The sequence below is a fragment of the Psychromonas sp. genome (assembly GCF_047632995.1).
Taxonomy (GTDB): Bacteria; Pseudomonadota; Gammaproteobacteria; order Enterobacterales; family Psychromonadaceae; genus Psychromonas.
This window is the reverse complement of the sequence record NZ_JBLIEK010000046.1, coordinates 1-26,667: the sequence shown is the minus strand read 5'-3', so window position 1 is coordinate 26,667 and position 26,667 is coordinate 1. Positions and strand designations below refer to the sequence as shown.

The following is a 26,667-nucleotide window of genomic DNA, read 5'->3' as shown; positions in this document are numbered from 1 at the left end:
TCCGGCAAAAGTAAAGTCGCTATTGCTGTTTTTTTCAAAATCGGTCAGTATTTTGTTAACTTTATCAACATGGTATTGCAGCGCTTCACTCATCAACCTCTCATAACTTTTAAACGCATCATTGTGACTAAGTTGCTCATTTTTATTATTAAACTCATTAAGTACATGCACTAATAGATCCGGCGTTTCCAAGCCGATCACAAAAAGATCACCCAATGCTTTTTGATGATAACTGGCAGGAAAATAGGGGATCAGCGGCTGGCAGTTAAAGTTCACCGTAAAGTTAAAGTTGCCCTCTCCCCGCGGCGTAATAGTACTTATTTTTGCGACCGCGCGCGCTGCATCTTCGATCAGCTGATTATCCAAGATACCGTTCTCATCCAAGGGCACATTCACACAGGCGTTGCACAGATCCCCATAAGCCTCAATTAACTCGGGCAGCAGTGAAATCTGATGCGCCGTTTTCGCTTCGCCGATGGCAAAACGGATGCGTAATCCATCTGATTTTATGACAGTTAATAACTCACTAATATAGTGAAGGTCCGCCTTGGCCGTAACTATATCCTGCGTATTTAAGTACTCTGCAAACGCATTGGTGACAATACGAATTGATTGCACCTGATAGCCGTTTTTAGAAAATTTAGCGGCCAGAGATAAACAGAAATCTGATGCCTTTTGGATCTCTTTTTGCCAGCTTGCGCGATTTTTATCGAGCACTAAAAAAGTGGTAATAGTGCGTAATTTACATAATGCGGTAGATTGATAATTCATAAAATCAGATCCTGTTTTTCGCCTTGAAAAGGCAAAGTAAAACGATGAAAGAGATAGATAAGAGATAAACGTACCTACTTTGCACAATAATAGCCAGATGAATAAATTGCTTGCCGCTCGGCGCGTCTGTCATAAATCAGTCATTTTTGTTCAGTAAGCTAATGATTGTAGTCACACTACTCACTCACTTAGGAATATTTATGATCAATACTAAAAGTAAGCAAAAAGCACTGATTGCGATTTCGTTAAGTCTTGCCAGTTGCCTTAGCTTTGCGCAAGCCCCGGTTAAAAACGTAATTTTAATGATTGGTGACGGCATGGGTCCCGGGCAGATGGGACTGCTTGAGGAGTATGCACGTAAAGCGCCGCATTCAATCTACCAAGGCCGCGACACGGCAATAAAAACGCTGATTGATAACGGTGTGTTGGGTATGTCATTAGATAGTCCGGCAGATGCGTTAGTGGTTGATTCCGCTTGCTCCGCCTCTCAGCTTGCCTCCGGTGTAGATGCACCTTCCGAGGCGATCGGCATTGATGTGGATGGTAATTCTGTGGAAAGTGTATTGGAAATTGCCAAGAAATTGGGTAAATCCACCGGCCTGGTATCCGATACCCGCCTGACTCATGCAACCCCCGCAGCCTTTGCCGCACATCAAGCGCACCGTTCTCTGGAAAGTGCAATCGCCGAAGATATGTTGGCTAATCGCGTCGATGTCATGTTATCCGGCGGGCTGCGTTACTGGATCCCTAAAGCCGCCAACGACAAGGGCGAACTTTATCAGCAACTACTTAAACAAACGGGCGGTGAGATCCAGATAAAATCAAAACGCAACGATCAGAAAAATCTTCTAGTGGAAGCTAAAAACGCCGGTTACTCGGTTATTCATACCCGTGCCACCTTAGCCAAAGCAAAAGGAGATAAACTACTGGGGTTATTTGCCTATTCAGGTATGCAGGATGGAATAGCTTACAGCAACAGTAAAGATTCAGCCACGCGCACTATGCCCAGCTTAAAAGAGATGACCCGCAAAGCACTGGATCTTTTATCACAAAATCCCAAAGGCTTCTTTTTAATGATTGAAGGCGGACAAATTGATTGGGCCGGACATGATAACGATGCCGCCACCATGCTCCATGAGATGCTTAAATTTGACGAAACAATTGAGTATGTTTATCAGTGGGTAAAAGATCGTAACGACACTCTGCTTGTCGTTACAGCCGACCATGAAACAGGCGGATTTGGCTTTAGTTATTCGCGCGCCAATACACCAAAAGCTGAAAAACGCACAGGTAGCGCGTTTAAAAATCGTGATTACAAACCTAATTTCAATTTTGGCACGTTAGATATTTTAGATAAACTATATGCACAGAAAAAAAGCTTCTCAGAAATAATGGCGGAGTTTGCTAAAACAGATAAAACCGCTCTGTCGTTACAAACCATTATTAATGCCAATAGTGAGTTTAAAGTAACACTCGCGCAGGCTAACGATATTTTAGCAACCGAAGCTAACCAATATTATGATCCGGACAACAGCTACCTTAACCTCAAAACCTTTCCTAAAGTTCACGATTTCAAAGCCTTTTATGTGTATGGCGAAGAGATTAAAAAAGATCTGATTGGACGGGCTCTCAGTGAACAGCAGAATATTGTCTGGGGAACGGGAACGCATACAGATACACCCGTTGCGGTTATTGCTTATGGTCCGAAAGCGGTCACAGAACCATTTTCAATGCTTGCGCACCATACCGAGATTGGACAGCTTTTGATTAAAACGGTAAAAGCGGGTTAATAGCCGCTTTCTCTTCATAAACAGATATTAAACAAGCCACTTGCTTCTTAGCTAAGTGGCTTTTTATTATCAGCAAGTTATTACCGCAAGCTTTGCTGAACGTTATTTAATTAAGCTCCACTTAAAAATCACGTTGCGTCGTTGCTTCAGCAGTAACAGTTACACCTTGTTGCGCGTTATACATAACGAATCCCTGATCGACTCCTTCAGCTAAATCAGCCGAGTCATTTTGAGCCGTGCAGCTGTAACCTAAGCTATAGTCTCCGGCAACTACAAATCCAAACTCATATTGATGACCGACAATCAGCTCGGGATCAGTAGCGTCATAAATCGGGTTAACTCGAGCAGAGGCAATAGGCGCAACCTCTAGGTCAATATAGGCTGTGTCTCGAAAATCAGCCATATTCCCCAGCTCAGTCAGAGCGGGGTAGAGATAAATCGCATGACCGAAGTTATCAACACCTGCAACATCAACAGCATCAGTTTCACAATCAATTGCGAATTGATCACTAATGCCCCCCGCTATTGCTCCCACATCAGCGCGATTAATCAACTGCACTGCTGTCGGTTTTAGGGTCCAATACTCTTTATTGCCATGAGGCGCCTGCAATCCTTTACCCAAGTCAAATTCAGCAACAAATTGATTATCACCCGCCGCTATGGTGAATGTTTTATTGAAAAACAGGCGTCCCGTATTTTCCTCATCCGCGCCAACACCACCACAAGAGCCATTGCTGTTGGTGACTAAACCCGCGTCGCCAGCAGACGTTTCTGTATGCACGTAAGAGCTGGTTGTATCAAGGACCTCACTATTTTCCATATAGATACACATTTGATATTCGCCGAGCGGTATATCCTGTCCACTCACCAGCGTTTCAACCTCTTGCCCCTGCACGGTAAGCAGATCCACTTTTTTCTGGCCGACATCAAAAGAGATCGCACCATCACTATTTTTAAGTACCACTTGTTTGAAAGCAATTTGAACGATTTGGGCATCGAAGGGATTGTCCGATACGCCTAAACTGAATGTGGCCTTATCGTCAGCACCACCACTACCACAAGCACTTAATAAGCCAGCCAGAGTGATCGCGAGTATTGTTTTAATCTGTTTCATAAATTACCTCCTAAAGGATATAAGCATTATCTATCGGCAATAAAATAACGCCGACATTTCATAGCGCATATTAAAAGCATATCCTTATAATGGCAAAAGTCGAGTTATGTCACATTTTAAGAGTAAATTAACGGGTCAATTTTTCAGCTTTAAAAGGTAGTCCGGTCAGAAGATAAGCAAATAAATATGGGGTAAAAGAGAGTGTTAATTAGAAAATATCAGCAAGATGAGCAATGATCAGCTTGTACCTACTTGAAGATGCAGTAATCTGCATCTCAAGTAGTTTGGCTATAATTAGACTTTAAACCGATGAACTAATTCGTTCTGCTGATGTGCCAGTTCATCTAGTTTAGCGCTGACCAGTGCAACTTGCTCCATCGATATGCTGTTATCGTCAGCTATCTGGCTGATATCTTCCAAACTGCGGGCAATTGAGTTAGTTGTTAAGCTTTGCTCCTCTGCAGCACTCACTATATGGTAACTCATTTTGCTAATCTCAATAATGTTAGCCTGAATCTCCTCCATCGCACAATTAGCATCCGATGTTTGGGTCAAGCTTTTATTCATTTCACTAACACATCCCTGCATTACCACTGATGCTTGCCCTGATTTCTCCTGCAGATTTTGAATCATCTCTTCAATTTCGGCCGTTGATTGAGTAGTACGCTTTGCAAGTACTCTGACTTCATCCGCCACTACAGCAAAACCTCTGCCCTGCTCACCGGCGCGTGCCGCTTCGATAGCCGCATTAAGTGCTAATAGATTAGTTTGCGCTGCAATGTGACGAATAACATCCAAAATAGAGCCAATATCTGTACTCATCTCTTGAACCGCCGAAACTACCTGCACCGATTCATTAAGATTGTCTGATAACAGGTGAATGGTAGAGATATTATCACTCATTATATTACGACCTGTTTGCGCGGCGGCTTCCACATCGCGCACTTTATCCATAGAGCCCTGCGCACTCGCGGCAACATCTTTAACCGAATGTTCCATCTCAGTCATCGCAGTGGCAACAGATGCGGTTTGTTGGCGTTGCTCATGCAAACGTGCTTTGGACTCAGTCATCGCAGATTGATTTTCTGCTGCAACCTCCGCCAAATTACCCGAAGTGGAACTTAGTTTGTGGAGAATATCCTGGAGATTAGATGCAAGGGTATTAATGTGTGTGCTGAGCTGGTTAAATTCGATAAATTTATTGCCATTAACTCTTACCGTCATATCTCCCGCGGTTAAAGCTTCTAATGCTTTAAGTATAGTAACCAGCGGTTTACGTACATTTTGTGCCAGTAGTCCGCCAAGAAACAGGACAAAGACAGTCACGCCTCCTCCCAATAAAATGGCTTGACGATAACCATCCGTATAAATCTGATTAGCGGTTGCAATTGCACCCTCCATCAACTTATCGGCTTCATTACGAAACGTTTCAAGAATAACCATCGTTTGATCAACTTCACCAGCAAGCACGGTTATGTTTGCATACAAACGCTTACTGGCTTTAACATACTTAAAATGTTGATCCAGTACACCGCCTTTTTTGCCCGCATCCTCAATAAACTGCTTGGTTGAAGCGTCAAACTCCTCTTTAAAACTTGGCATCTGCGTGGCAATGGATTGATAAGCAAATCCGAGGCGCGTTACACTGCGTTTATTCGCTTTCATCGCTTTACTGATTATATTGATATCATCACTAGATAAGGCATCTGAAGTAATTGTTTCTATCGACTTCAGTTTAGCAAAATAACCTTTTGCCAATAATTTAACAATATCAGTTCCCTTCTCGTTAATATATTGGATCATGCCTAAGCGTAAGTCTGTTTGTAATTTCTGAAAACGACGCGCCGTTTTCTGCCGCTCTTGCTGTGCAGTTAACTGCGTTTTATAATTCGCCATCGCTTTTTGGGATTCAGCAAAGTAACGCTCTTCGAGTTCAAACAAAGCACTTAATTGACTCTTTAATGCCGGATTATTGGCTGAGATTTCAGCAAGTTTTTTAAGCGCATCGCTAAAGCTTTGATGGGCAATACTAAATTTATCTTCATAATCTTGCATGCGCTGGGCATCTTGACTGGTAAGAAAGTCTTTAAAAATTTTATCCGCAATTAATAATTTAACGCTGGTTTGGCTGGCGAAAGTAACAAGCGGTAAAGCATCTGAATTTACATATTCAAGTTGCTGATGCACACGACTTGTTCCATTCAACATCAGCACGACAGTTGTTATTAATAATGCCACCATCACTGCAAAGCCTGCATACATACGTCTAATAACAGAGGTTTGTCGATTTTTTTTCATACTATTTCCTATTTGCAATCCTAAAAAAGCCACTGATCTAGATAAATCTATTGTAAATAAAATTCGAAGTATCAATGGCCTTGGCTATAACGCGTTTTTAAGTCTATAAAAGTCAGGTGAACTTAATTAAATAACTAATTGAAAACAGATTATATAGACAAAAAACAGCCGGTGGAGTGATACCATTCACAAAAGCAAGCGCTTTCTTTTAAGTTAGATTTACAGTAACTCGCTAATCAGTTTTCCAAGCAGGTATAGTTGACAATCTCATCGTTTTATTTGAATAAATTTCAGAATTTTCCATGATATAAAAATATAATTTTATACAGAGCAAAATTTATTTACTCCCAGTAACGGTACAAATGACGGTTAACTCTTCACGGACAGTTGCTAGCTTTTGATTTTATTGAAGTTAATCTAACAAGCTAGAAAACAAAAATATCGCTTATGTTACTCCTTCCTATTTTCACAAAGATCATACTGTGATCAAGTTATAACTTCCTTGTACAAGATATTGCCTGAGTTGTTTTTGCAACATACTATCCATCAAAGAAAGCGCTTACATTTAAAGCTATTCAGGTTCTACTGATTCATATTATCTTAATGAAGAGCTGGAAAATGGGTTGCTTATTAAAAAACCAAAGAGGTTAGAATGAAATCAACACTCAAAAAGTCGCAGTATTTTATTGTTCAAAATGCCAAAGCACGCCGCACAAAATTAGCAGGAAGCTTAACCGCTCTGGTTATGCTCAGTTTAAGCGCGCCCTCCATGGCAGGCTGGGAAGTGCAGTGGATTGATAAATTTGAGGGTACAGAGGTTAATTGGGAGAATTGGACCGCACAGACACAGGCCAATTATAATAATGAAGTGCAGTGCTATACCGATGATGACAGCTCCGCTAATAAAAATTACGATGTTTCCAACGGCACACTGAAAATCATTGCCCGTAAACAAAACATTGCCTGTCCCGGTTTAGGAGGCACTCAAAAGAGTTGGACTTCAGGCCGTTTAAACAGCAAGGATAAGAGTGAGTTTCTCTATGGCCGCATCGAATCAAGAATTCGTTTTGATACATTAGAAGGCGGCACCTGGCCGGCATTTTGGATGTTAGAAAACCGTATAGGCCAACAGCCTGTTGCATACGATGGTGATGATGTTAGCTGGCCCTATGCGGGTGCCGGTGAAATTGATGTCTGGGAATGGTTCTCTAACACACCGGACACTTATATCACCAACTTTTTCAATGAGACAGGTAGAAATATGCCCGAAAACAATGGTTGTGGCAGCGTAGTTTTGCATGACTATCCAAATGGGGGGGCTGATGTACAAAACTGGCATAACTACGCCATGGAGTGGACAAAAGATCAGATCACTTTTTACATTGATGACACTTTAGTCGTCACACAAGATATGAGCATTTGTAGTCAATATCAAGAGCCGATGTTTGTGCTGCTCAATGTTGCCATGGGTGGCAACTTAGGTGGCTATATCAACCCAAGCCTCACACAAGCCACTATGGAAGTCGACTATGTTGCCCATTGCGCAGCTTCTAGTGCAAGTAATGCAACCAACTGTGGTGAGAGTACCCCTAGCGTATTGGGTAATGATAGCGATGCAGATGGCGTTGATGACGACGTAGATTTTTGCCCAAATACAGCGGCTGATACAGAGGTTAATGCCAGTGGCTGTTCTACTGAGCAAATAACAGATAACATACCAAGAGTGATAATCAGCATTCAACAAAATGGCCAAACCGTTTCCGAGATCAATCCTGAAAATGGCATAGTCACGATCACAGCATTAACCAGCAGCACCAATGAGTTTAACTTTAATTGGGGTATAGACAGTTTGCCAAGCCCGATCGAGAATGGGTTTACGGTTACCTTTGATCCAACTTCAATGAGTGATAATACTTATGTTGTTGCAGCTGTGATATCAGATTCTAGCGATTCAACATTATCATCCAGTGATCACCTTAGCTTTACAGTCAAAGCAGCTACGCTACCCGTTGATGTTAGCCAAGTGGAGAGTAAAAGCGGTGGCAGCATGGGCAATATGTTCTTATTGTGTTTAGTTTTATTAGGCTTGTTTAGACGTCAAAAAAGATGCTAAGTTATTTAAATTCATAATCGGTTAGCCACCAACTCATGCGCTATGAGCTCACCAACTCATAGCGTTTTCCATTTGCAGCACACCTCAAGTTCATTGTAAATATAACCATTCTCAAGCAGATATCCGTAAGCATGACAGGATTGTTGGCGTTATCGGTCAGTTTTATTCACAATGAGTGGACAGCGCTTATCTCTAATATGGAGGTGACTTATGACCAAGCAACAAGCCCAAGCGTACAAAGAATAGTTTCAAAGATAAGCAGTAAGCAGTAAGCCCGGTAATAATGCGGCTTCGGTTGCTAAAGAGATCGGTATCACTCCTCAACAAATATATAACTAGCGTGTCAGTTTAAAATCTAACATTCAACTCGGTTGCGGCCGTTATTTTTTGCTTTATACATAGCCAGATCGGCAGCTTCAAACATAGTCTTAATGCTGTCTGTTCCGTGTCTATACTCAGAGACGCCAAAACTACAGGTAATAGAGATCTCGCCAGTTAAAACCGTCTCAGCAATTTTTTTACGTAACTTATTAGCAGCAATTTGCGCATGTTGCAGATCGATACCGGGACAGAGCACGATAAACTCCTCCCCTCCCCAGCGCGCCACATGATCCGTTTCCCGAATAAATTGAGCGACTAACGCCGCTAATTTACAAAGAATGATATCCCCTATTTCATGACCGTAGTTATCGTTTACCTGTTTAAAATAATCAATATCAAACATTATTAAGGAACATGTCCTATCCGTTTCATTTTGTAAGCTGTTGAGTAGTTCGATTGTACCTGCTCTATTAGCAATGCCAGTTAACGAATCTGTTTTGGCGAGCAGTTCAAATTCATTTTTTTGAATTTTTAGAAAGTGGACTAATCCTTTAAGCTTAGCTGTTTGCTGATGTTTTAATTTTAATTGCGTATTTAGCCGATAAAGGCCAACGGCAGCATGCATAAATATAATAGCGAGTCCGCTAAGCAATAAAAAAAGATAGAGCGTTTTCGCTGATATCCATTTTCCGCTAAGCTGCACTTTTTTTAAATGAATATCAACAGTGCGATTTTGAGTACTGTCTCCAGTGGCAATGCTTAAGGTAATAACATTATCTAGTTGGCTTAGCGCATCATTTGGATCGGCCATATTATTTTGTAAAATCCACCAGGAGGGAACATAAAACTTTTGTAACGGCAGACGATAAAAATTCTGCCCGGCTATAGGGAGTAACGTCTGCATATTACGCTTATAAATGTAATGAGTAACAGGGGTAACGGATTTAATCTCTTTATTCACAAGATAGACAAGTACAGTATCCTTGACCCTGGATTCATGGTCGAACCAAAGCAGCAGATCATCAAACTGGCTAAGATCTTTACCTGTTACGCTATCTCCATTTATTGAAACGTCCAGATTACAAAAAGCAAAGGTATGTGACGGTTTGATCTGGCAGTGTAATTTTACACCTTCTGCTGACTGCGTGAGTGAACTTATCGACTTCCCGCCATTTATCCGATCACCACTAGCAGTGACATGGGCATCTGGGGATGGGAATAGATCGACAGTTCGATTCATCCCCAAGTATTGCCATATAATCAGAACCGACGTAATAACCACCAGCAAAAAATAGAGCGATTGCAATTTTAGAGAGGCTAATTTTTTTTCAACATCGTATGGTTGTTTCCACATGGTCCAATATCACCCGCGTTTATTAAAACAGTTTTATTATATGATTAAAAATGAGCAATGGAGGTTTTATTTTTCCTATTAGGGCGCTATATCAACAAAGTTTTGCCATTTAACGCAACCACAGTGAATGTTAGTTTAACACTATTAATAAGCAGTGACCCTGGGCTTGGATCTAATTATCTCTGATGAAATTTATCCTGTTTCCCGATTACATAGAGGCTAAATTCCATTAAGGTAAGCATAACTCACTGCTAACTTTTCTAGCGCATAGCGGCTAGGATCATGTTCCACAACCAGACTTTGCACAGGTAAATTGATTTGGGCTTGATCGACTATCGCTTTCAGATCAACGCTGCCTTGACCTAATGCAACTGATTTTCCGTTTAAGTAATCACGCAGATGCAGATAGGAAATTATCTGCTTATTTTCTTGTAAAAAGCGCACCGGATCAACGCCAGCTAAGTCAATCCAACCACTATCAACACAGAGTTGAATAAGCGAGAGATCAAGTTGTTGCAATAGAATATCAATGGGATAAACAGTCTCCTTTTTTATAAATTCGAAATCATGGTTATGATAATGCAGGGTGATCCCTTCCGCCTGCAGCTTACGAGCTTTTTTATTTAAAAATTCCGCTGTTTTTTGAAAATTTGTTAAGCTTCTATCATGCCAGGTCAAAGGACCCGATATACAGAGGTTATGGCAGTTATTTAAGTGCAAGTGAGGTAATATTGCAGGTAAATCATGCAAAGCATCACAGCCTAAATGCAACGCTGAATAATTGAGATTGTATTCAGCAGTATAGCGGCGTAGATCCATCTGAAATGGCATTTCGATAGCTTGATAACCTATTTCAGCTAAGCGTCTGAAAATATAATCAGGCTTAGCTAATAGTTCCTCTTTTTCAAATACATAAAGCTGGGCACCTAAATACACAAACATCTCCTTTAAATAACTCTTTTAAATATCCGCTAAAAAAATAACGCAGTATAACTATATTTGATTATCCAACCTGTTGCGGGACAAGCGGATCGTTATCGACCCACAATTCATTCTGAGATTCATTATCAAGCAGGCTATATCAGCGCACGGCACGGCCGCTTTTAATTTTGTCGGCATCATTGCCCTTAAAATAAAAAACCGAGCGACCATCTATAGACACAGCGCTCGGTTTTATCAAGTTACAATAGCGTATTCAAGCTACGCAACTTTATTTTGAAATATTGAAATCGGTGATATAAATCTTATCACCAGCAGCACCACCTATTCCATAAATGGCAATTTGATTCAACTGCATCAGATTCAAAGGCAGGTCAGCCAGATTGATAGTTACATCGGCCCAATCGGCGGTGACCGTAAGTGGAAGCTTAAACTCTGCACCGACTGCGGTGACAAACGCCATTTCATAACTACCAAATACACCGGCAGCGGCAATTTTAAAATTAACCGTGCTGTACTGATTCAGATCAAGATCGTATGGCAGTACGCCGCCGTAAATATCACCCGCATAAGAAATCACAGAGCCCCATCCAGCCCCCTGTGTTAGTTCTGTCGCAGTATAACCATCATAATCAACACCATCGGTAATACCTGTACCTGTCGACCAGTCATTGATGGTGATATTGCCGCTATGCGCAAAGTCATCGCCATCAACAATAATGTCTACATTTTCGCCAGATGAACTGATAAAGACAAATTTATCGTCTGAGCTGTCTTTAACTGCGCTTGGCATACCACTGTCGTAGGCTACAAAATCAGTAAGATAGAGTTTTTGATTGGCAGAGACGCCATCTTGAAAAATACCAAATACAGCAACCTGATTGACATTAGACAGATCCACCCCATAACTATCTAGATCAAAATCTATCTCGTTCCACTCAGCTTGTTCGCTTAGGCTAAATGAAATTTGCTGCTCTACCTTAAGTGCTCCAATTGTTGACTCGAAAGATAATTTATAATCTTGGAAAGCCCCTTCTGAAGCAACCTTAAATTTAACATTGGTATATTTTGAAAAATCGACATCGTAATTTTCAACGGTACTACCATCTGAAATATCGCCTGATAAGGCCAGCACCGCGCCCCATGAATCTCCTGCAGAAAGTTCCCAGGCTGATAAGCCGTTATAACTGCTATCTGCAAGCACGGTTCCCGTACTCCATTCGCCAAAAATAACATTACCAACGTCACTATTGTTATCATCATCAACCACTAAACTGCTTTCAACAGAGTCAGATAATTTAAAAATGAAATCAGCTTCTGTCACTGTATCAACAACAATTTCACTCTCTTTAACAAGAATTAAATCAGCAATATAGATTGTTGCAATACCAAGTTCACCACCAACCCCCATCACGGCAACGCTATCAACTGCAGATAAATTTAAAGCAAAACGAGAAAGATCAATAGAGATATCCTGCCATTCGCTTGATGTATCATCAACAGGAAGAATAATCTCTTTACTAATCCCATTTGCTGATATTGTAACTTTATATTGATCATAACCGCCTGAAGTGGCAAATTTAAGTTTCAAGGAATTAAATAGACTGAAATCACCATTAATACCGTCCTGAAATACCAGTACCGAGCCCCAATTTTGACTCGCGTCAGGGTCTAAGTCGCTTCTTGTGACCGACCAAGCATCCATCCCTTCGTATGTCGTTTCAGCAATTTGACTTCCGGTATTCCATTCCCCCACCGTATTACCTGAAGAAAAATCAATATCACTATAGGCAGTAGAAGAGATTAAATTAAACTCATCAGTTGTCGGCCTGCAATCTTGTTCAGGCAACCCACATAGTCCCCCCTCCACTTCAACCGTTCGGTTTACTTCAGTTGCCTTATTTCCTGCAGCATCAGATACATTATAAGTAATAGTATATGTTCCTGGCTCATCGACATTAACGGCATCAACACCGACAACAGTTGCAACTAACCCTGTATCAACATTATCAGTGATAGTGACCCCATCGTCTTGGTATGGAACACCTAATGCTTGAGTAACCGAAGCCTCACCTTCCAAAGTGATTACAGGCGCTTGTGTATCTGGTGTAGATGAGTTCTGACTTACAAGATCATCACCACAACCGGATAAAGCTAATGCCAACGCGCTTGCAAGCACTGCATTAGCTAATTTAAAACCTTTAATTACTTCCATTTTATCTTCCTTCACTTTTACATTTAAAATAATTTTTAACAAAAACGCGTAATATGTGCACGTCCAACTTCTTTCTAACGATTAAGCAGCAGTTAGACTATTAACTAATCTCGTTAGCACAACTTACGCTATGGCACTCACTGTCACTCAACAGTTTTAACCGTAAAGCCGGCTGGAGCTGCATCCACCTTGGTGCCGTCACTAAAGGTGATCTCTTTTGCAAGCGAGCCATAGTTATAAATGATGTAAGTCGTTTTCCCCTCTTTTTCAAAGGCGACTGCCGCCGGGTAGTCGGCTGTTAGCGTGCCGGTTCCGGTTTTTAAGTGACCTAATGCCTGCCAGGTATGCAGCCAATGGTAGGTATGCGCTTTGGTTTCACCATTTTCAGGCTGGTAGTCCGGCATAGTGACATAATCACTCATTGCCGCATCAGCATCTGTCATCGCCCATAAACCCCACCAGATATCGCGCCACTGATCATCTGCTAAGCCCGAGGGTTTGCCATTGCTTGATTCAGTTAAACCAAGTGCCACATATTCCTGCATATAGTCAGCGTATTGGCCTACATGTAATACCAGCGGATTAAGCGGTAACCCCTGAATACCGAGGATATGTGCATAAGCACCACTAAACCAAGTTGAGAATACATGACCGTTGCCCCAGATAATCGAAGTGGTAATGCGCGGGTAGGCGGTCGGAAAGTTGTCATAGTCATCGCCACGGTTAGGGTAAGCATCAGACTGGTTGCGGAAACGATCAATATTATTCCAGTATTCCCAATAAGCAGTGGTTGACGAGGCGTGCAGATACATCCCTTTTTCAACTAGCTGATCATTTCCTGTGATCATACCGTACAACACAATAGCGCCGTATGAGTTCGCAGCTTCAGAGGTTGACTCATTGTTGTTACCGTTTGCAAAGTTGGCAACACCCGATGCCCAGGAAAAACCATTGGCGGGATCAAAATTACGCAGGTACGGGAACATAGTGTCATTTTTACTGCTAGCGTAATCACGAATTAACAGCTCAATCATGGGGCCGTATTGCTCATCACTACACCATGTTGGATCGGTTCTGCAGATTTCAGCGGCGGCGCGCACAAAATAACCGTAGTGAAAATGGTGATCATTTAATTGTTGGTGCGAGAGAAAAGACTCCTGCATGCCCAACAAGGTGTTCCACTCTTTGTCATAGACAAAATATTTTTCAGTGTCTAAGCTGCCGTTCGTGTCGGCACTGAACCAGTCAGCGAGTTCAGTTTTCAACCAGTTGGTGAAAAGATCCGCTTCATTGTCCATGCCGATGGAGCGGGCGATAGCGATAATTTCAGCCATTTTCCCATAGCTCTTACCCGACCAGTAGGTATCGTTATTGGTTTCACCACTATCATTAACATTCCATTTGGAGGCACCTTTTGCAGCATATTCTGTAATTAAATCTTGTAACGTAGCCAGATCAAAATTATCGACGTTTGAGGGCAGTGAGGGCAAGACACCAACAAAGGGCATTTCATAAGAGTACTGCGCCGTTTTACTGAATTTAACCATACCGCGAGCACTGCGTACTTTATAGGCGGAGAGTATTGCATCACTGCTGTTCTTCCAGTGCATAGGCTGTAACCCTGCAATAGTTTCAATTGCAATCCCATCTTTATCTAAATAATCATGAGAAACGCTAACCGAGTTATCACTGCGATCCACCGCATAATTAATATCCACTTTACGCACCACATTACGCGCTGTTTGTGCAAAAAAGTCAGCCGTTTCCGTCGTTGGTAGAACACCGTTATTGGCGGGTAGATAGCTGACGGTCAGTTCGTTAGCGGCATTGCTAACAGTAATCGCATTAGAACTGCTGTTGGCAAAGGTAGTTGCACCTTCACCGGAGATAATAAAGTCATGACGATTTCCGCCAACACTGGTCCAAACACCTAAATTATTGTCTTTACTGTAAAATGTACCTTTTTCTCCACCATCTGCGCGCAGCGTTTTAATCACCAGTTCACCACGAAACGCCTTAAAATAGACATAAGGGGAGCCATGCACAAAGGTCGCTTCCATGACGGGTTGATTGCCGGATTGCCACTGCACAGTGACAGATCCGTCACTGTAATCTTTCAGGTAAGCTTGCAGCTCAGTGAATTCTGAATTTGCTACTGCGATACCGTCGAAAACTTCACTGAAAGGATCGGGAATATTGTAACCATAACGGCTAAAGCCAGTCGGCTCATATGCAGCTAAGCCATTCGGAAGCCCTAAGATGCGTACCCCTTTATTAGAAATACGGGCATAAATAGGATCCGGAGTAATATAAGCGGCATTATTTGGATTACCAACTTCCATCTCACCAAGGAAAGAGATAGAGCCCCACCATTTATGGGTCGGTGTGGGTTGACTGGCTATTTCACCAATGACTTGCGGATGAAGATAAGTTGGTTCACCAATAACAGTACCATTGTCACAACCAGCAATAGCCGGCTCAACCACACCCGCACCATGGACCCAGTAACCATAATCTTCGCTACAACCGTAGCCTGCCGGATTAATACCGTCAGAGATACTGCCTGCACCATAAGATATAATATTATAAGTGCTCGGATCGGCGGCATTCACCGTCGTTCTTACTGCTGCAACAGGTGGCTCAACAAAATAGCCATCAGCAACCACAAGCGTAAAGTTAAGCGCTTCTGTGAATTCACCATCACTGTATGTTAATGCGATATTTGCATCGCCAATATTATCATTGCTTGGCGTGCCTGATAATAACCCACTAGCAGAAAAACTTAACCAGGATGGGATTGTTACAGCGTTATAGGTAATCGCATCATTATTGGAGTCTGTTACGTTTAATTGATAACTGTATTCACTGTTAATCTGTGCATTACTTAGCGCCGTTCCGTTTAATACAGGGGCAACATTGACCCCGATCGGTGCAGCGCTGACTACAAGGGTGAAAGTATGCGTTTTAGTAACTGTGCCGTCACTGTAGGTTAGTGATATATTTTCATTACCGATATTTTGACTGCTGGGCGTACCGGACAATAAACCGCTAGCGGAAAAATTCAGCCAAGCAGGTTTTGTGGTTGCGCTGAATGTGATTGGGTCGTTATTGGCATCGCTAACGTTCAATTGATAGCGATATACGCTGTCAACTCGCGCAATACTAATGGCTTGACCGTTTAATACAGGTGCTACATTGGTAATAGATGCAGCACTGACTGTAATGGTGAACGTATGCGTTTTAGTAACTGTGCCGTCACTGTAGGTTAGTGATATATTTTCATTACCGATATTTTCAGTGCTTGGCGTACCGGACAATAAGCCGCCAGCAGACAAATTCAGCCAGGCAGGTTTTGTGGTTGCGCTGAATGTGATTGCATCTCCATCAGCATCACTGATAGATAATTGATATTGGTATTCACTGCCGTCCTGGGCGTTGGCCAACGGCGTACCATTTAACACTGGCGCGTTGTTTTGCTCGACTTGAATGGTGTCTGAACCACCACAACCCGACAAAGGTAACCATGCCAGCGTGGTGCTCAACACGATTGCTTTCATTTTAAAATCCATTATTTTTCATACCTCTAGTATTTTTAGTTTAAAGCTCCCTCAAAGCAACAATGGAAGCGCTTACTTTTAACAGGGGGGTAAAATGGCTAAATATGAGAATACTGAAGATGCTACGTTAGTATGCTTATGAGCCGTTTGCGTAAGAATTATACAGATTAGAAATCGACTGAAAAGAGACAATAGTCACACGAGTAAGCGCTTACTTGATAGCTAGATCACAACTTAAGGCAGTATCAGCCTAACTTTAAATTTCAATAAAGGATATTAAATATGTGGACGGATAGGAAACTATTTCAGCCGTTTTTATATGCAAAACGTTTTAGACTGGAAATGTAAGACAATGGTAAAGGAAAAAATAAAAAAAGGCCTTGAATCATTAGATGCAAGGCCTTATTAGAGTTAGTTTAGATAAATTAAATTATTTAAACTAGGGTTGGTAAGAGATGTTTCTTATTTCAATTGAACTTGTTGTCGGAGCACTGCCACCTGATTCAGCGTATATATCATAGATTGTAAATGGTGATGTAACTTCGTTCAGCTGTGCGCTGTCAAAAGCAGAGAAATCAGACAATGGAATTGTATATTCAACAAACTCTTCAGTTAACACATAACCACCCGTGTTAAATCGAACATTGTGAAGTCCGCCAGTCGCTGTTTCGAAGGCAACATAAAATTCAAATGCTGGGAATACACTCTCTGCGCTAGTCACACCTCTAATTTCAAAAGTGATCTGAGTTTGTTCGCTTAAGTTTTCAGTTGTACCACCAACACCCGCACCCCAGCCCCAATCTGAAGCAATAAGAGGGTCAGTTGCTACGGTTAATACACCCGTATCAGTATTAACACCAGCCCAAGCATTTGCAGGAGAATCCCAACCGTAAGCAGTCGCACCTTCATATAGAGCGGTGCTTAAGACAATAAACTCACCATCTAAAGGTGCTTCAATAACAGGTGCAAGCGGTATTTGCAGAATAGAATCTGTTATTGCCTGTGTGTTACCACCTTCAGTTTTAGTGAATCCGTCAACACCACAGTTGCGGTCTAAGCCATCAAATGCGCCTGCATCAACCAGATCCCAAAGCAAATATTTCACTTCACAGTCAATATTAATTAAACCAAAATGCTGCTCTGAATCACTAGGATTAGTGTTATCACCTTTCCATGGCTCATCTAATGCTTCAAAGAAAAACAGAGAAGCACCAAACTCATTTGACCATGCACGCATCGCATCATAAAATGCTTTCTGTTTATATTCATCAGCAGCACCAGATCCACCTTCACCATACAGAACATTTGTTTCTGATGACCAACCTGTTTCGCCAATATGGATTGGTTTATTAATACCTAGGGTTAACATATGATCCTGCCCAGTTTTAAACTGTTCAAGCGCTTGCTCTTTAGCTCGAATCATTGCAGCATCGGCTTGTGCTTGCACAGACAGGTCTGCTTCATCGTTAGGCACTTTCCAAAAACTATCATCATAATGTGTATCGTGGAACGGATAAGTATGCAGTGAAATATAGTCAACAGCGGCAATCAAAGCATCTAAATCATCACTGGCATAATCACCTTGGCCAGCCCAAACCGCATGGTTATCAGAACTGGTGATCCAGATGTTTTCATTAATATCGCCACTCGCTTTTAACGCTTGCAGAGCATTAACGTGGTTAAGAATAATAGCCGGTGCAACATGATACGGCGCCCAATGCACCATAGCTTCATTACCAACAGCAATCACTTTAATAATCTCAGGGTAATCTTTTGCCAACTGTATTGCTGCAGCCATCTCTTCAGCATTTTCAGGATTTTCTTGGTCATGGATAACGTCAAGATCAGTCCAAGAATTCAGTGCATCAATCCAAACCCCCAGCATCACATACATTTCAAAGTTTGGATCTTCTGTCATCAACTCATCAATCGCGATCAGCAGATTTTCAGTATTACTCTTGCCGTCTAAGCCGATATAACCCTGAGTATTATAAGTACGTAATACCTTAATCCCCATCGCCGCTAATATTTTCATATCTTCTTTTTGCTGATCAACAGTCGGTACATCAGCACCCGCTGCACGAGTAGTAGATCGCCATGCGCCATAGGAGATTGCTAAATAGTCTGAGTTCCCTAATATTTGCGCTCCAGATTTTGCTGTTGGCGCAGAAGTGACAATTGCTTGAGGCTGAAGTGTATCATTAGCGGCAGGTGTATCTGTATCTGTATCTGTTGCAGGTACATCTGCAACCGCATCGGGCCTTGTGATCGTATCATCACAGGCAAACATAAAAATGGTCATAAAGGCCATTAAAAATATTTTGAAACTACTTTTTTTCATTTTGCTTTCCCTTTTAATTACTAAATTGTTAACTCGTCTGATATGCACGAGTTGATTAAAAATCATTGTCAAGCTAGACAGTTTTCAACTACTTACTACTACCTTAAAATTACGTTAAGAAACTACATTGAATCTTTCTTAAAAAAAACATGTAAGCGCTTACTTTGAGCGTCAAAAAAAAGCACTCTGTTTATCGGTTAAATTATTACCATAAACAGCTCGACTTTTAAGCTACTGCTGGTATTGGTTGCTTTAAAATTGCTTTCAGAATACTTATCGATTTTATAAAAAACATATGCAAGCGCTTTCTTTGCCGTTAAGAGTTGAAAAAACAATCTATTTATCTGTCAATAATATTGCCATAAAAACAGTATTACAACTTAATTTATACAGTGGTTCCCATTATTGACGGCTATCTCTCACTTTTAGCTGCTAATTTCGCCAACATCCGTTAGCACTGTGCCACGTAACAACAAACCAAAGTTATTAGTGCAAGTAACGGGATCAATCCAATAGCCATTCGTTGCCCCAAGATCAAACTTAAATTATTGAGTAGAAACTAAAGTACTGCATTAACTTCTACCTCTGTTACTCGTGATCTCTTTATCCAGCGAGGTCTAATGGCCAGCTTGAGTAAATTTGATACCCGCTCTCGCAGAAATATTCATCAGATTAAGCCTCTATTTGAACTGCAAAGGGATATGAATAAACACAGCTAACCAAAAGTAAATTTATAACAATAGTGAGGTGATACTTTAACGACCAAGGCAGATGTATTCTATGCAACGATAAAACGACGCTGGCGTGACCTTCAGCTGTTTGCCTGCCGATGCAGTCATATTGACCAAACACAAGGATGGTGACGGCTCTGCACGGTTATTGTGGACATTCAATCGTCAACCACTTAAGTAGATGATTAATTTTGTAAATAATTTAAAAAGTAAGCATTCACTCACCCCTCCCAAAAGGTTTATATTGAGCCTTTAAGACCAGATATTTTCAATAAGCAGTGATAACTTATCTGCATTAGCGGCTTCCTTTTGTGCTGCTGTTTTTAGCCTTATCAGCCCTACAAACGATCAATATCGCTTACGTCTGCCCATAACCATCTAGCTGTAAATAACCACAACAGCCCTTAAGACAATCCTGCACGCATCCCAGGGCAACTAACCTGTAAAAGTTAGAATTTGACTTATGGCTCTAGGGAGTCGGGTTAGCGGTGTCTGAACTGCATCCATTGCTGAAAACGGTGAATTTATATTTAATAGATTGGCGCTGGTTAACAACCGCTAGTGAAGAGAAAAACAGCGCTAATAAGGAGTGTACTAAGCAAATCAGCGCAGTGCGTGATTGCATCACATCTGAGATCTGATTCCAGGTGGAGTAGTAAAAGCAGTTATTTCTATCCCAGAAGCCGTCAAAAAGCATGACGGTTCTACGCTCAAGCTGACGGAGACTAATATCAGTTGCTATGGTCGGTTTTCAAAAAGTAAAGGTTACTCATCGCGCTTAAAAAAATTTACACCTCCTACCTTGCGATTCTTCAGCCTTCAGTGCAACAGGCAAAAAAAAGAGTAACGATAAATTATCGTTACTCTTTTGCTTGTCGCTTAACTCATACCTAGCGGTACAGCACTAGCGTCTATGCTTATGTAGCAGTTCTAGGCCTATTAGTTGCTAGAGAAAACTAATATCAGACAATAATATTGTTCCTGTTCCACCAGCTCCAAATATTGCAAACTGTACTGCTGCAGCGGGTGCTGCGTCACCAAATTCACTCATTGGGATACTCATTTGAACCCAACCGTCACCAAGATCTGTACCTGTTGATAATGCGAATCCTCTTTCTTCTTCAGGAACTTTTACTTTGATTTCGGTGAAATCGGTTGTTTTCACTTTGAACTCTATACTAGTATATTGAGCAAGCGTTCCTGCTGGAATTTCTGTCATTGCCAGTGCGGTTCCCCATCCACCAGTACCTACCAACTGAATACTTGGTGAATAAGTTGCATCACCGGTATACACTAGATCCTGAGTTGTGCCTGTATCCCATTGAGCTGGTGTGTAATTTAGATCACCAGCTGGAGTTGATATTTGTGCTCCTGCTATTGCTTCAACAACTAATCCTGCTTCAAAAGTAGTTCTTGCTGCAGCTAATGCTGCAACGCCTGCATCTATTTGCTCTTGAGTAACATCGACAGTATCCACGACTACTTTTGCGGCATCTATTGCTGTTTGAAGATCAGCTTTTGAAGTCGTATATTGGCCTGTTTCAGTCCCCTCTACTGCAGCATTAAATACATTCGTTGCTACCGTTATTGCTGAAGACAGCGTTGCTATATCTGTAGGTATCTCTCCTGTAAAAGTGCCAAGATAAACATCATCAAATGTGACTGTTGAAGCGACACTTGTTGTTCCTGCTGCTTCCAACCCACCAACTGACATTACAACCTTAAACCTAGCATTGTTTGTAAAACCAATCCCATTGAAATATCGAGTAAAGGTTTGCGGAGTACTTGTTAAATGAGCAATCACATCAGAAGCTGATGATAGTGTTCCATCATTACCCATTTCAATTCCATCAACTCTGATAAGAATATCTCTATCGACAGTTGAACTTGCAGTCACTTTAACAACGTAAGTTCCTTCTTCGGTTACTTGAACTTCATTCGTTATTTGATTGTCCCATTGCCCACCTACTTCTGTTACGACAGCCGTCATTTTATTGTCTGCAATAGCAAGGACAGTGCCCGTACTTGTATAGTAATTCCATTGACCAACATCTGTACCGGTACCCACAGTCGAATCAGTAAAGTCCCCATTTATTACAAGGTTGTCTACTACTGGTAGAGTTACAGTTGGATCAAAAGTTACTGTTGCTACAGCCAGTGCTGCTACCGCGGCATCTGCTTCTGTTTGCGTTAGATCTGCATTATCAAGTACGGCTTGTGCGGTATCAATTGCTGTCTGATACGCAGCTTTTAATGTTTCGTCTGCTCCGCCATTATGTAGTACCTGTGCTGTTGCTACTGCAGTTGCCAACTCTGTTTTATCTGCAACTACTGCTTCAGCTAACGTGCCAAGATAAACATCATCAAATGTGACTGTTGAAGCGACACTCGTCGTGTTTGCAGCTTCCAACACACCAAGTGACGTGACAATTTTAAACGCTGCATCAGCTGTAAAAGCACTTCCACTGACATATAGCGTAAATACTTGCGGAGTAGTTGTTAAATGAGCAATCACATCAGAATCTGTTGACGTTGTTCCCATACCATTCATTCCAATTGCATCGACTCTGATAAGAATATCTCTTTCAACAGTTGAACTTGCGGTCAGTTTAACAACGTAATCCCCTTCTTCGGTTACGCGAACTTGATTCCATATTTGATTATCCCATTGCCCCCCACCTACCGATGTTACGATAGCCGTCATTTCGCTGTCTGCAATGGCAACGACAGTGTCAGTGTTTGTATAGTAATTCCATTCACCAACAGAACCTGCATCGTTAGCCAGAGTCAAATCATCAAAGTCGCCATTAACAACAAGATTGGGTCCTTCTTCCAGTCCTGGATCTACAATGACAACTATTTTGGAGCTATTAAATACGACTTGTGCGGCTGCTAAAACAATAATCGCTTGATCTACTGTAGCCTGATCTGCGGCTGCATCTCGAATAACCCCAGCCGCGGAAATAGCATCAGAAAATGTCTGCCAGTCTGCCTGTGAAACTTGACCTTCTAAAGAGCCAATATCTGTCAGAGCTAAATTACCAGCATTAGCGGCAGTCATTGCAGCTGATAAAGCGGTTACATCTACTGCAACTGGATCTTTTGGTTCTAATCCAGATATTGCTGTTGTTATTGCAGCTGTTTTAGCTGTTACTTCTGCTTGCGTTGTTTCTGGCATTGCTAATGCAGTTGTAAGTGCTGCCCAAGTTGATGTTGAGTAGCTTGAATCCACAAGTGCGGCTGCTGCTTCTTTCTGTACTTTTAACGCTGCTTCCACTTCTCCGGTGCCAGTATCCGCAAGCGATAAATCGGCAATATGAATCTTAGAAACATTTGCAGTTCCGCCTATAGCAAAGAGCGCAATATATTCAATCGAAGAGAGATCGTAGTCAGCAAGATCAACCTCTACATCTTGCCAGCCTGTTACTCCATCATCGACTGATAATGGAATATCTCCAGACTCGACACCATTTGTCGATATTTTAATAAAGTAGCCGTCAGCATAACCGCCCGATGTGGCTATTTTTAACTTTAAAATATCAAATTCACTGAAATCACCGACAAAACCACCCGTTAAAGCGAGTACCGTTCCCCAATTATTCTCATTAACATCCCCTTCTACGGCTGATGTAATTGTCCAAGCATTGAGCCCTTCATAGTTACCTTCAGCATCAATTTGACTGCCTGTACTCCATTCACCAATCACAGTAGCATCATTAATTTCACTTGCCGCACCTGTAGATGAGATCAAGACAAACTCTTCTGATTCTGGTTGAACCGTTATTACAACTTTTCCATTAATATCAGTAGCGATAGTATCAAGATCATCGCCAGCTTCGACCTGCGCTGTAATATCGTCAAGTACAGCAAACACCTTACCCATTATTTCACTACTTAATTCTTCAATAGTAAAATCTCCAGCTGCTACTTGATCTTTTGACTCTTCCATCTTAGTAGCGATAACAAGCGCAATAACCTGTGCCACTATATGTAACTTTTCAAACTCAGCTTGGTTTTCACTGCCGCTTTTGCCTGCAATATAGTCTGCATTTAAGTCTAATGCTGTATTTAGCAGAGCTTTAACTGCGGTTTCAGCTGTAACCTTTTTTTCAGCTGCTGTTGCTGTGCTGTTATCTTGTTCAATGATATTTTGGACCATTGTGGTAAGCGGGCTAACAAAGGTAGAACCAGCAGGGGCACTTAATTTATATGATTTGGTTAAAGGTGCGTCAGGGAAGTCTTCGTCAATTGTTGTACCTGCCTCTATTTCAACTAACAAAGGGTTTGCGTCAATTTCACTTTGCGTAACATCTGCGATAGAGAAAACGCCACCGGAGCCACTGGTTGCCATTGGCTCATTGGTACCACAGATCTTATCTTTATTGAGATCCAGACAAACTGTCGCTTCTCTTAAATAACCATCAGCAACCTTACCTGCCAGGTTCGTTGTTACTGGTGAATCATTTCCTCCACTTACAGGTGTTACTACTACAGCGTTTGGATCAAAAGGATCATCACCACAACCGGCTAACGCGAGTGCCAAAGCTGTTGCCAGTACTGAATTTGCTAATTTAAAACCTTTAATTACTTTCATTTCCATATGTCCTTACTAGTTATAATATGTTTTTCGTGTACTGTTATCGAACTGACAACTCTTTTCGCACAACGACAAGTAACCGCTTTCTTTCATTTCTAAAAAAAAGACTCAATTTGATTATGCAACCACTTATCATGTTGCTGTTAATCACTTTACAAAATTGAGTATATAGATCAAAAACAGCGCATAAAGTGACCGCAATCACACATGTAAGCGCTTTCACAGATAAAGATCACACTATTGGCGAGATTTTAGGTATTTGCCGTTTGTTACAATAAAGTTAACAGAAGAACGCTATGTTAAAAAATTGTTATATCGCCCCATTGACAAATTGAATTGCACTTAAAACAGTTGTGAAGTTGCTCCCAAAGCAGAAGATTAATAACGTCTAAATCAAAGGCTATATTTTAACTAGAACAGAATAATGGTATAAGAAAGCGCTTACAATGTATTTACTCCATATAAGGAAAGGATAAATGATGAAGACCGCACCCTACTCAACGGCCAAAATAACAGCTGTCGCATTTGCGATAACGCTGGCAGGCTGTGCCTCAGATGGCAAAGTTGCAACCGCAGATGATGCACTGGAGAAAACCTCGACACCAAAAGCACTGGTACTGACAGCCGCGCCGCTGACACCCAGTGCAAAATGGAAATTACTGTGGAGTGATGAATTTGATGGCAGTGAAATTGATAAAAAGAAATGGCAGCGTGTAGAAGACTGTTGGGGTGGCGGTAACAATGAACAGCAATGTTATACTGGTCGTGACAGTAATGCGTTTGTTGAAGATGGCCTGCTCAATATTGTTGCAAAAAAAGGCGATTTTACCGGTGCAGATAATGCAGATGGCAATCCAGGCACAAGAACCTTACCTTACACATCAGCTAAATTACGTACTGTAAATAAAGGTAACTGGAAATATGGTCGTTTTGAAGTTCGAGCTAAATTACCAGCGGGTCAAGGTACTTGGCCGGCGATTTGGATGCTGCCGACAGACTGGGTTTACGGCGGCTGGGCAGCGTCAGGTGAAGTCGATATTATGGAAGCGGTTAATCTAAAAACGCCTTCTACCGAAACAGGGGCTGCTGATGGTGAGCTTGAGTCACGCGTATTTGGTAGCTTGCATTATGGCAAACCTTGGCCTGACAATGCCTTTACAGGTCAAGCAACACATCTGCCTGGCAATGTAAATCCAGCTGATGACTTCCATACTTATACCATTGAATGGGAAGAGGGTGAAATCCGCTGGTATATCGATAATGTTCATTTTGCAACGCAAAGAGAAGAAGGCTGGTACAGTCAACATATGGAAGATGGTGTCTTTATTAGTGGCGGTAAAAATGCTCCCTTTAATCAGAAATTCCATATGCTGCTGAATCTTGCAGTGGGTGGTAACTGGGCGGCTAATGCCAATAATGGCGGAATCGATTCTTCTGTATTCCCGCAAACGCTTGCTGTTGACTATGTACGTGTTTACCGTTGCTCAGCTGACAGATGGAAAGGTAAAGGCTGCGCAAGTATCTCTGATCAAGCGAAATTCGTTGAAGGAACTCCTGAGCCGGAAATCCTAATCGGAGATGGTAACTTCGGTAAGGGCCCTCTTTTTGATCTTTACAAAGATGCATTGGCTGTTGGCGCGGCTTTTGACGGCTATGATCCTAAAAAAGTTGTAACGCAAGAAGAAGTTGAAGAAGCAGGCCACGGAAAAGTATGGAAAATAACTAAAGCAGGCAAAGTCGGTAATGTTTATTTACGTACGGCGCAGACTGATATGAGTCACTGGATGGACGGTGGAGAGCTGGTATTTGATCTGAAAATTGAAAGCAAAGAAGGCAATCCTGAACTGTTAGTGAAAATGGACAGCGGCTGGCCTAATGCAAGTGATATTGCCGTAGAACAACCTGCGGTAGGCACATGGAGTGAAGTACGCATCAATGTCGCGGATCTAATTTCCCGCGGAAATAGATTTGCTGGCGGCAAGGCCGATATATCAAAAATAGCCAATATTCTGGTTGTTGAGCCTTTAGGTGTTATGACACTGAAAATGGATAATATTCGTTTTGAATATGCGCCTAAGTAAGCAGTTAAAACATTAACAATAATGTGGTTGAATTCAGCAATGAATCAACCACATTCCTATTTAATCTAATCCCCGATATCCTCCACTATTTAGCGCACTTTTTTCCTGTTCTTGTCGATTATCTCGACGTATTTTCTCTGCCATAACCTTTCTCCGTCAATGTTCCCTAAACAATTGAATAAAAAAATAAAACCACCTTTACAGAGCACAAATTAGTCCCCCTGCTCTTTCTCGAACAGGAGAAGCCTTAATCATGACCATTTGCCGCTTGTGAACCACCCGAGACGTTTTCAGCCAACTTGGACAAGATGTTAGTGCCTTGCAGCGTCGGCAGCATATCGCGCACATTTTATGGAAATATTTCTACTGGACATTATTTGTAAATTTAAAGCGTTGCATCCTGCCATTGAGTTTTCAATAACCGCGAGTTATACCCGTTATGATC

Annotated in this window: 13 protein-coding genes; 4 read left to right on the top strand and 9 right to left on the bottom strand. The window is 41.6% G+C overall.

From position 1 onward, the window contains the following. Positions 1–771, bottom strand: a 771-nt coding sequence (locus ACJAT7_RS09785) for a DUF711 family protein (protein ID WP_415226621.1), incomplete at its 3' end; no start/stop codon positions are given. 200 nt (positions 772–971) lie between these two features. Between ACJAT7_RS09785 and ACJAT7_RS09780 the strand changes: the two genes are divergently transcribed. Next, on the top strand, positions 972–2,561 hold the full coding sequence (locus tag ACJAT7_RS09780; protein ID WP_415226620.1) for an alkaline phosphatase: 1,590 nt from the start codon (positions 972–974) through the stop codon (positions 2,559–2,561). Positions 2,562–2,682: 121 nt separating this feature from the next. On the opposite strand, the gene ACJAT7_RS09775 is transcribed toward ACJAT7_RS09780, so the two are convergent. Then, positions 2,683–3,675 (bottom strand): DUF4382 domain-containing protein, encoded by a 993-nt coding sequence (locus ACJAT7_RS09775; RefSeq protein ID WP_415226619.1) that lies wholly within the window; start codon positions 3,673–3,675, stop codon positions 2,683–2,685. A gap of 294 nt (positions 3,676–3,969) precedes the next feature. Beyond that, positions 3,970–5,973: a methyl-accepting chemotaxis protein gene (locus tag ACJAT7_RS09770; RefSeq protein ID WP_415226618.1), complete on the bottom strand. Its 2,004-nt coding sequence runs from the start codon at positions 5,971–5,973 to the stop codon at positions 3,970–3,972. A gap of 652 nt (positions 5,974–6,625) precedes the next feature. Between ACJAT7_RS09770 and ACJAT7_RS09765 the strand changes: the two genes are divergently transcribed. Continuing rightward, on the top strand, positions 6,626–8,086 hold the full coding sequence (locus tag ACJAT7_RS09765; protein WP_415226617.1) for a family 16 glycosylhydrolase: 1,461 nt from the start codon (positions 6,626–6,628) through the stop codon (positions 8,084–8,086). 355 nt (positions 8,087–8,441) lie between these two features. On the opposite strand, the gene ACJAT7_RS09760 is transcribed toward ACJAT7_RS09765, so the two are convergent. The 5 genes from ACJAT7_RS09760 to ACJAT7_RS09740 form a co-directional block, all read right to left on the bottom strand. Then, on the bottom strand, positions 8,442–9,761 hold the full coding sequence (locus ACJAT7_RS09760; protein ID WP_415226616.1) for a GGDEF domain-containing protein: 1,320 nt from the start codon (positions 9,759–9,761) through the stop codon (positions 8,442–8,444). Between the two features lie 219 nt (positions 9,762–9,980). After that, positions 9,981–10,697 (bottom strand): sugar phosphate isomerase/epimerase family protein, encoded by a 717-nt coding sequence (locus ACJAT7_RS09755; protein ID WP_415226615.1) that lies wholly within the window; start codon positions 10,695–10,697, stop codon positions 9,981–9,983. 274 nt (positions 10,698–10,971) lie between these two features. Next, positions 10,972–12,915, bottom strand: coding sequence for a DUF5011 domain-containing protein (locus ACJAT7_RS09750; RefSeq protein WP_415226614.1), 1,944 nt, complete (start codon positions 12,913–12,915; stop codon positions 10,972–10,974). Positions 12,916–13,058: 143 nt separating this feature from the next. Further along, positions 13,059–16,472 carry a glycosyl hydrolase gene (locus ACJAT7_RS09745; protein ID WP_415226613.1) on the bottom strand — a complete coding sequence of 1,138 codons (3,414 nt, stop codon included), beginning with the start codon at positions 16,470–16,472 and terminating at the stop codon, positions 13,059–13,061. A 439-nt stretch (positions 16,473–16,911) separates the two neighbouring features. Then, positions 16,912–18,813 (bottom strand): hypothetical protein, encoded by a 1,902-nt coding sequence (locus tag ACJAT7_RS09740; protein ID WP_415226612.1) that lies wholly within the window; start codon positions 18,811–18,813, stop codon positions 16,912–16,914. A gap of 1,219 nt (positions 18,814–20,032) precedes the next feature. Between ACJAT7_RS09740 and ACJAT7_RS09735 the strand changes: the two genes are divergently transcribed. After that, positions 20,033–20,185: a hypothetical protein gene (locus ACJAT7_RS09735; RefSeq protein WP_415226611.1), complete on the top strand. Its 153-nt coding sequence runs from the start codon at positions 20,033–20,035 to the stop codon at positions 20,183–20,185. Between the two features lie 305 nt (positions 20,186–20,490). Here the strand turns inward: ACJAT7_RS09735 and ACJAT7_RS09730 are convergent, their stop codons facing one another. Continuing rightward, positions 20,491–24,138, bottom strand: coding sequence for a hypothetical protein (locus ACJAT7_RS09730; RefSeq protein ID WP_415226610.1), 3,648 nt, complete (start codon positions 24,136–24,138; stop codon positions 20,491–20,493). 479 nt (positions 24,139–24,617) lie between these two features. On the opposite strand from ACJAT7_RS09730, the gene ACJAT7_RS09725 reads away from it, so the two are divergent. Further along, positions 24,618–26,222, top strand: a complete 1,605-nt coding sequence (locus tag ACJAT7_RS09725; RefSeq protein WP_415226609.1) for a glycoside hydrolase family 16 protein — start codon at positions 24,618–24,620, stop codon at positions 26,220–26,222. Positions 26,223–26,667: the final 445 nt, after the last annotated feature.